Source organism: Shewanella sp. cp20, assembly GCF_000832025.1.
In the GTDB taxonomy this organism is placed as follows: Bacteria; Pseudomonadota; Gammaproteobacteria; order Enterobacterales; family Shewanellaceae; genus Shewanella.
Genome location: NZ_JPII01000016.1, coordinates 189,660 through 198,485, shown reverse-complemented (window position 1 = coordinate 198,485; position 8,826 = coordinate 189,660). Strand labels below are relative to the sequence as shown.

General features: G+C 53.4%; 7 protein-coding genes and 1 pseudogene. 4 read left to right on the top strand and 4 right to left on the bottom strand.

Annotated elements, in window-relative coordinates:
* Nucleotides 1-192: 192 nt before the first annotated feature.
* Complete coding sequence (locus DB48_RS04750; protein WP_011866561.1) at nt 193-1,104, bottom strand: transcriptional regulator GcvA; 912 nt, start codon at nt 1,102-1,104, stop codon at nt 193-195.
* A 182-nt stretch (nt 1,105-1,286) separates the two neighbouring features.
* Here DB48_RS04750 and DB48_RS04745 point away from each other — a divergent pair, with 182 nt between their 5' ends.
* Nucleotides 1,287-1,517, top strand: a complete 231-nt coding sequence (locus DB48_RS04745; protein ID WP_041509153.1) for a hypothetical protein — start codon at nt 1,287-1,289, stop codon at nt 1,515-1,517.
* Nucleotides 1,518-1,908: 391 nt separating this feature from the next.
* Here the strand turns inward: DB48_RS04745 and thiI are convergent.
* From thiI to pomA, 3 genes and pseudogenes are all read right to left on the bottom strand, one after another.
* Nucleotides 1,909-3,365 (bottom strand): annotated as a pseudogene (gene thiI, locus DB48_RS04740) (tRNA uracil 4-sulfurtransferase ThiI).
* A 239-nt stretch (nt 3,366-3,604) separates the two neighbouring features.
* On the bottom strand, nt 3,605-4,549 hold the full coding sequence (locus DB48_RS04735) for a flagellar motor protein MotB (RefSeq protein WP_041509151.1): 945 nt from the start codon (nt 4,547-4,549) through the stop codon (nt 3,605-3,607).
* Between the two features lie 4 nt (nt 4,550-4,553).
* Complete coding sequence (gene pomA, locus DB48_RS04730) at nt 4,554-5,321, bottom strand: flagellar motor protein PomA (RefSeq protein ID WP_041509150.1); 768 nt, start codon at nt 5,319-5,321, stop codon at nt 4,554-4,556.
* A 395-nt stretch (nt 5,322-5,716) separates the two neighbouring features.
* Here pomA and xseB point away from each other — a divergent pair, with 395 nt between their 5' ends.
* The 3 genes from xseB to dxs are packed head-to-tail and all read left to right on the top strand — an operon-like array spanning nt 5,717 to nt 8,729.
* Nucleotides 5,717-5,956, top strand: a complete 240-nt coding sequence (gene xseB / locus DB48_RS04725) for an exodeoxyribonuclease VII small subunit (protein ID WP_011866566.1) — start codon at nt 5,717-5,719, stop codon at nt 5,954-5,956.
* Nucleotides 5,957-6,838: a (2E,6E)-farnesyl diphosphate synthase gene (gene ispA / locus DB48_RS04720; protein WP_041509149.1), complete on the top strand. Its 882-nt coding sequence runs from the start codon at nt 5,957-5,959 to the stop codon at nt 6,836-6,838.
* Nucleotides 6,839-6,860: 22 nt separating this feature from the next.
* Entirely contained in the window at nt 6,861-8,729 is a 1,869-nt protein-coding gene (gene dxs, locus DB48_RS04715; protein WP_041509148.1) for a 1-deoxy-D-xylulose-5-phosphate synthase, read from the top strand.
* The last annotated feature ends 97 nt before the right edge of the window (nt 8,730-8,826 follow it).

Here is an 8,826-nt window from a genome sequence, read left to right as displayed (position 1 = left end):
ATTCTATATAAAAGCCGAGTAACAAAGAGTTGAACGTGCTCAAGACGAACCCTACGGGCAGCGTCTGTATCATTTTTCTACTGCGTTATCGCTCATTGATGTAGCACACTAGATTACAATCGCTCTGCCTTGTATAAAATCGATACAGAATGCTGCAAAAATGAATGCGAAAGATAAACAAGCCCTAGAGGGTTAGCCCGGCAACAGCTCGCTGCGAGACTCCTCTTCGAACATGTCGAGCATCCATTTCCTGAAGGCAACAATCTTGCCTATCTCGGCATGATTTTGCTGGCACACCAGATAATAGGCATTCTTGCTCACCAAGACCTCGGGGAAGGGACACACCAGACGCCCGGCCTTGATGTCGGGACGGGCCAATACGCTGTAACCCAGCGCTACCCCTTGACCGTGAGCCGCCGCCTGCAAAACCAGTGAAGAGTGACTGAAGATCGGCCCCTGGTTCACATTAATATCATTAATTCCACATTGTCTAAACCAAGCCTGCCAATCATGGCGGCTAGAATCGTGCAGCAGGGTGTGATGTTTAAGGTCGCTCGGCTGCGACAAGGGCTTAGGTCCACTGAGTAACATGGGCGAACAGACAGGGATCAACACCTCGTTTCTCAGCTTATCGGCGCGAAGCCCAGGCCAGTTACCCATGCCGTAATAGATGGCAACATCAACATCGTCGGTCAGGCTGCTGGTCTCATCGTCCACCGCCTTGATCCGCACGTCGATGTCGGGATTATTTTCGCTGAAATTCGCCAGACGAGGCACCAGCCACTGAATGGCGAAACTGGGCGAAGTGCTTACCGTCAGTGAGCCTATGGCACTTCGGGCCAACAATCTGTCGGTGGCGTCGGCCAGTTGCACAAAGATATCTTTTATATCGAGAAAGTAACCCTGCCCCTCTTCGGTCAGCAGCAAGGATCGGTTCTTACGACGAAAAAGTTTTAGCCCTAAATATTCTTCTAATGCCTTAATCTGATGACTTACCGCGGCCTGTGTCACAAAAAGTTCTTCCGCGGCGCGCGTAAAGCTTAGGTGACGGGCTGCGGCCTCAAAAGCCTTCACCGCATTCAATGGAGGTAAACGTCTCGACATAGTGATCCTTGTCTCACATTTTAATTAGTTTTTCTAATCCGTATTGTTACATTTTATCGTTTGTAAAGGGAAGGGGTTTTGGTTAAATTTTGCGCCAACGAAATGATTGAAGTTAGACAGCCTCTACGACGTGTTTGGGGAGTGTCTGACACCCCAAGATATGCCGCCCGGAGGCGACCACTATGATTAACTTTAAAACTGTATTTGCCATCGCACTGCTCTCAGCCTCAAGTGCTGCCACTGCCGATGAAATCGTTATCGATACCACAGATCTGCACGCCACCATCAGCGCACAACTGGCCGAAGGCCTGGAGCTGATGCAGCAAGATCTGAATGAAGACCTCAACGCCATCTTAGTGGCTCAGAAAGATGAGCAGACGGACACCAGCGTTAGCGCCCAACGCGCCGAGTAATCGCTAGCTCACCTGAGCTAACGACTCACTACAAAGCCGTCGCTACAAACAAAGCAATAAGCCGCGTCTAAGATGCGGCTTTTTTATGTCCGCCGAAGACTCACGCCAGCTAGCACACCACCCAACTCATCATCTAACTCATCATCTAACTCGCCAGCCAGCTCATCACCCAGCTCTCCACCTGACCCACACAGTCTGCTTGGCAGTCGACTATAGATAAATTTATCAAATAAGTTACGCGAGAACCCATGCAAATCCAAGGTTTTATCTCCTTAAGGCCAAAACAACGATGAACCCTGCTCTGGATAAAACGGCCAATAAAAAAGGCCGCCTTATGGCAGCCTTTATCTAAATCCTTGACTCTCTTTTCGAGAAAACCGCTTCGAGGCGCTTATGCGGGACGATAGACCTTCAATTGTGATAACCCTGCTCTTGCAGATAAAGCGCCTGTAGCTTGCTCATGACGCCTCTGTCGCAATAAAGCAGATAGGTCTTCTCTTTATCGAGATCGGCAAACTGGGTGGCCAACTTAAAGAAAGGAATACACTTCACCTCGATACCATTAAGGTCAAGCGGGCTCTGCTCCTCCTCTTCTGGTGAGCGGATGTCCACCACCACTTCACCACCCGTGACCGCATCGACCGTCTCAGTCTCGGTGATCTTGGTATCCATGCTAACGGCGATGTCGCGAATGTCGATCACCTCGGCCGTCTCGACCACGCGGTCGATCAAGTCTTCGGAGAACTTCTCCTCCTCGGCAAGGATCTTACCCATCACCGCCTTCACCGTCGGCTTCTGCGAGATCACGCCGCAATATTCGGGGATCGACTTGGCAAAGTCTTCGGTACCGATCTCACGGCTCATATTGATGATATCTTGCTTGTCCATCACGATCAGTGGACGCAGAATCAGCATGTCTGTGCTGCGGTCGATCACATTCAGGTTGGTCAGAGTCTGGCTGGAGACCTGGCCCATGGCCTCACCGGTTACCAGCGCCTGGATCCCCATCTTCTCGGCAATACGGCTGGCGGCGCGCATCATCATGCGCTTGAGAATAACGCCCATCTGGCCGTTATCTATCTTCTCTAGGATCTCCTGCACCACGGGGTCGAACGGCACCGAGATAAACTTCACCTTGTGCGACTCGCCGTATTTCTGCCACAAATGAAAGGCAACCTGTTTAACGCCTATCTCGTGCTGATCGCCGCCCAGGTTAAAGAAACAGTAATGGGTGCGAGAGCCGCGCTTGATAAACTGGAAGCTGGAGACGCCAGAGTCGAAGCCACCAGAGATCAGCGACAGCACATCTTCCTGGGTCGCCATAGGGAAACCGCCCAGACCATCGATGCGCTTCTCCACCAGATAGAGATGCTCGTTATCTATCTCCAGGTTGACCGTCATGTCTGGGTTCTTTAGCCTGACGCCAGCCGCCTCGGTAAACTGGTTGAGTCCGCCGCCCACGTAACGCTCCACCTCGATAGAGTTAAACTCATGCTTTCCGCTACGCTTAACGCGCACGCAGAAGGTCTTACCGGCGAGCTCCTCTTTATAGAGTGCCAGCGTCTGCTGGTAAATATCGTCCACCGACTCGAAGGTGCTCTCACGCACCTGCAGCACATGGGCGATACCCGGAATACAGGCGAGACGCTCGGCGTAACGCGCTATCATCTCTGGCTTGTCTTCTGGCACCCTGACCATGATCTTATCCCACTGGCGCTGTACCCTGGCCTCTTCATCGACCTTGCGCAGCACGTTACGGATATTGGTTTCAAGCATCTTGGTAAAACGCATTCTTACCGGTTTGCTTTTCATCATGATTTCAGGAAAGAGTTTTACGATAAATTTCATGGGCGTTCCGCGGGAATAATTTTAAACAGCAATTTAGCCATTATACCAAGGCCGGTCCACAAATGCCCATAAATCAGCGACTCGGCAAGGATTTTATACCACCAAGCCCAAAGATGAGCATAATTTGTCCAAATTGAGATTATCCCCATAGCACAGGTCACACGCCTGCACCGCTAGAAGCAAAAAAGTCCACCTAAGTGGACTTTTATTGATGGATGGAGCTTAACCATTAAATGCGGCTATTGGCCGACCAAGATCTCATCTGACTCCTTGGCCTTACCCTGCTCGATGGCGATCTCAACCCTGCGGTTACGGGCCCGGTTGGCGGCGGAATCATTGGCGACCAGGGGGGCGGTATTGGCCATGCCAACCACCTTCATGCGCTGCTGATCAAATCCTGGCACACGCACCAGCTCATGGGCCACGGCCACGGCGCGTTTGCTGGAGAGATCCCAGTTCGAGCTGTAGAGCTCGTTACTGATATTCATATCATCCGTGTGGCCCGAGACGGTAATGATCCCCGGCACATCTTTTAATAGCTCTCCTACGCGGCGGATCACCGGCTTAAACCTGGGCTGTAGGAAGCCAGAACCGGATGAGAAGGCGCCCTTTTCACGGATGCGAATGATGATCTGCTGCCCCAGAGACTCGATCTCGATCGCGCCGTCGATGATCTCCTTATTGAGCTCCTGAGCCATCTTCTTCACCTGATCGTTGATCTGATCCTGTGACGCCGCATCCTGTTTCTCCTGCTTGGCCTGAGCCTCGGCATCCGCCTCTTCCTGCGCGGTAGAGGAAGCCTCGCCGCCGCGCTGCTCGCCACGTTGTTGCTGCACGCCGCCGGCGCTGTCATCATCACCGGCCTGCACCTCGATGGTGGGCTCGGTCATCTCATTGGTCTGCTGATTGATGATCTCAATGGGTGTTGGCTCGGGTTTACCCGGACGAAACTCCAGGGCGATCACCGAGGTGCCCTTGGGGATATCTTTGACTTCAACCTTATTTTGTACGCCGAAGGCATACTTCATCGAACCGGCGATCTGCTTGAACTTCATCACGTCCATCTCGGAGAAGGCCAGCAGCAGAACGAAGAAACACATCAATAGCGACATGAGGTCGGCAAAGGTAGCCAACCACATAGGCGCCCCGGCGGGCGGACAATCGCATTTGACCTTCTTAGCCATCTGGCTATTCCCCGTCCGTCGTGTCTATATTCCGCAGTTTCTCCGAGAGATAATTCTTCAAGAAACCCTCGATGACCCTGGGGTTTTGTCCGTCTTGAATAGCGAGCACCGCATCCATGATCAGGTTGCGATTGAGCATCTCCTCCCCCATGCGTAGCGAGAGTTTATCGGCGATCGGCAAAGCAATCATGTTGGCGATAATGGCGCCATAGAGAGTGGTTAACAAGGCCACCGCCATCGCCGGGCCGATAGATTTAGGGTCGTCCATGTTCGACAGCATGGCCACCAAACCAATCAGGGTACCTATCATCCCCATGGCGGGGGCTACATCACCCAGCGCCTTGAAGATGCTGATGCCGGTCTTGTGGCGCTCTTCGGTCAGGGCGATATCTTTCTCTAGGGCTTCGCGCACCACATCGCCGTCATGGCCGTCCACCAACATATCGACCGCTTTCTGCATGAAGCTGTTGCTGATCTCCGCCTCTTCCAGCGCCAGAAAGCCCCCCTTACGCGCCGCATCGGCCATGGTGACCGATTGCTCGATCAACTCGTCGGGCTTATCTATCTTGAACATGAAGGCTTTGGCGGCGATCTTGACCGCACCGAGGAACTGCTTGAGGTTAAATTTCATCATCACCACAAACAAAGAGCCTATCATTACGATAAGCACAGAGGGCACATCAACAAAGATGGCGATACCACCACTGCTGACCATAGCTCCGATAATAAAACCAAATGCACCAATCAGGCCTATCAGGGTCGCTAAATCCACAACTCTTCCTCATATACAGTATCGGCCGTTGCTAATACCTTGACCTAGGGATCAAGCTCTCAGTCAACACCATAATCATCTCGAGACAGGTCTCTACTCTACTCATTCTTGCAATGAAAGGCATCTCCTCGCCCCAGCGCGACGACACAAAAGTCGTCAATTAGACGGTATTTCGCCTAACCGCGGGCAGGAGTTTACGATATAATATCTGACAAAATTGAGTATTGTTCTAATTCAATTATCGGACAGCTTACACGCAAGTTTAGCTACAAATTCAATTTTTTATAAAAAAACCTCCTTAAAGCGTGCTATTGCACAAATATACGACAGCGCAATTTGACCCCTAGGGTTGACTGAGATACTTTGTCTGTCGCTAAATTCTTGGGAAAATCACCGTGGCCAAAAAACCTGAAAACCTGACCTTCGAAGAGTCACTCACAGAATTAGAAAACATCGTCACCAGCCTGGAACAGGGCGATGTCTCTCTGGATGACGCCCTCAAACAATTTGAGCGCGGCATCAATCTGGTCAGAAACAGCCAAGGCAAACTCGAACAGGCCCAACAGAAAGTCTCTATCTTGACCCAGGAACAAGATCAACCCAGCTTGCAACCCTATCTGCCAGAGGGCGAATAATTGCTAAATGAAGCGATAACGCGATACCAGCAGCGCGTCGACGGCCAGCTGCGCCATTTTATCAATGCACAAGACGATACCGAGCCACAACTCAAGGCCGCCATGACACACGGCGCCCTGATTGGCGGCAAGCGTATCCGCCCCTTTCTGGTCTATGCCGTCGGTGAGATGTTGGGGGTGCCCCTTGAAAGGCTAGATGCCTGCGCCGCCGCCATCGAGTGTATCCATGCCTACTCGCTGATCCATGACGATCTACCGGCCATGGACGATGATGCGCTGCGCCGCGGCCAGCCGACCGTGCATATCGCCTTCGATGAGGCGACCGCCATACTGGCCGGCGATGCGTTGCAGACCTTGGCCTTCGAGATCATCAGTCAGGAGGGCAGCGAGCTGACCGCCAAGCAACAACTGGCCATGGTACGTGCCCTTGCTAAGGCATCTGGTTACGGCGGCATGTGCGGTGGTCAGGCGATGGACCTTAACGCCACCGACAAACAGATAGATCTCGAGACCCTAAAGCGGTTACACAGATTAAAGACCGGCGCCTTGATCCGCTGTGCAGTGGAATTACCTATCATTGCTGCCGAGGTCACAGATGAGCAGGCAAGCCATCTGATAACCTTTGCCGAAGCCATCGGTCTCGCCTTCCAGGTACAAGACGACGTGCTGGACATTATCGCCAGCACCGAAGAGCTGGGGAAACCCCAGGGCTCTGACTGTGAATCGAACAAGAGTACCTATCCGAAACTACTCGGTTTATCCGGGGCCCAAGCGACCGCGAAAAGTTTGATCGAAGACGCCCTATCAGCGCTGGCTAAATTACCATACAATAGCCAGTTAATTGCCGAATTCGCCCGTTTCATCATAGAGCGAAGAGTATAATAAAGAGCCAAAGAATCTCGCTATGAGTTTGGATATTACGAAATACCCTGTGCTGGCACAGGCCGACACCCCAGATGAATTAAGACAGCTTCCCCAGGGTGTGCTACCAAAACTTGCTGACGAACTCAGAAGTTATCTCCTACAATCGGTAGGCATCTCCAGTGGCCACTTCGCCTCTGGCCTGGGCACGGTCGAGCTGACGGTTGCCCTGCACTATGTCTACAACACCCCATTCGATCGCCTGATCTGGGACGTGGGCCACCAGGCCTATCCCCATAAGATCCTCACGGGTCGTCGGGACAAGATGCCGACCATACGTCAGAAAGGCGGTATTCACCCCTTCCCTTGGCGCGAAGAGAGCAAATATGACACCTTCAGTGTCGGCCACTCTGGTACCTCCGTCAGCGCGGCGCTGGCCATGGCCGTTGCCGCCGAGAAGGAACAGGCGGGGCGCAAGGTGGTGGCCGTTATAGGCGACGGCGCCATGACAGGCGGCATGGTATTTGAAGCCATGAACCACGCCGGCGATCTGCATAACGACATGTTGGTGGTACTTAACGACAACGAGATGTCGATCTCCGAGAACGTCGGCGCGCTGAACAATCACCTGGCACAGCTGATGTCGGGTCGTCTCTACACCACGATCCGCGAGAACAGCAAGAAGGTGCTCAAGGGGATGCCTGTCATCAAAGAGATGGCCAAGCGCACCGAGGAGCATCTCAAAGGCATGGTCGTCCCCGGCACCATGTTTGAGGAGCTGGGCTTTAACTATATCGGCCCTATAGACGGCCACGATGTGGATGCCCTGGTTGAGACCCTGCGCAACATGCGTAACCTCTCAGGCCCGCAGATATTGCACATCATGACCAAGAAGGGACGCGGTTACGAGCCGGCGGAGAAAGACCCCATCGGCTGGCACGCCGTGCCTAAGTTCGATCCGTCGACCTTCGCCAAGCCCGCCGCCAAACCGGCTAACCCCACCTTCTCTCAGGTGTTCGGTCGCTGGCTGTGCGACATGGCAGAGAAGGATGAGAAGGTGCTCGGGATCACCCCGGCCATGCGTGAAGGGTCAGGCATGGTGGAGTTCTCACAGCGCTTCCCGAAACAGTATTTCGATGCGGCCATCGCCGAACAACATGCGGTGACACTCGCGGCAGGCTTCGCCTGTGAGGGTTATAAGCCGGTACTGGCGATCTACTCTACCTTCCTGCAGCGCGGCTATGATCAGCTGATCCACGACGTGGCCTTGCAGAAACTGCCGGTGATCTTCGCCATCGACCGTGGCGGCATCGTCGGTCCAGACGGCCCGACCCACCAGGGCGCCTTCGATCTCAGCTATATGCGCGCCATTCCCAACATGGTGATCATGGCGCCATCGGATGAGAACGAGTGTCGCCAGATGCTCTACACAGGTTACTGCTACAACGAGGGACCGACGGCCATTCGTTACCCACGTGGCAGCGCCACCGGCGAGCCTCAGGTCGAGACCATGACCGCCTATGAGATAGGCAAGGGCCTCATCAAGCGTGAAGGCAAGAAGATTGCCATCCTTAACTTCGGTACCACGCTGGCTTCGGCGAGTCAGGCAGCCGAGGCACTCGATGCCACCCTGGCTGACATGCGCTTCGTTAAGCCGCTGGATGTGGAGTTGGTGAAACAACTGGCCGCCAGCCATGATCTGCTGGTGACGGTAGAAGAGAATGCCATCATGGGCGGCGCCGGCTCAGGCGTGCTAGAACTGCTACAGCAACTTAAGCTGCCTATGCCTGTGCTCAATATCGGCCTGCCCGATGAGTTTATCAAGCACGGTGAGTGCGGCGAGATCCTGGCCGAGCTACAACTGGATGGCCCTGGTATCGAGGCGCAGATACGCGCCTATCTGGCGGACTAAACGAAAACTGCTAATAAAAAAGGCCTCATATTGAGGCCTTTTTATTAGCTAATAGGCTGGCTAAGGAGGGCTAGCGTTAACTAACTTGAACTAGCTT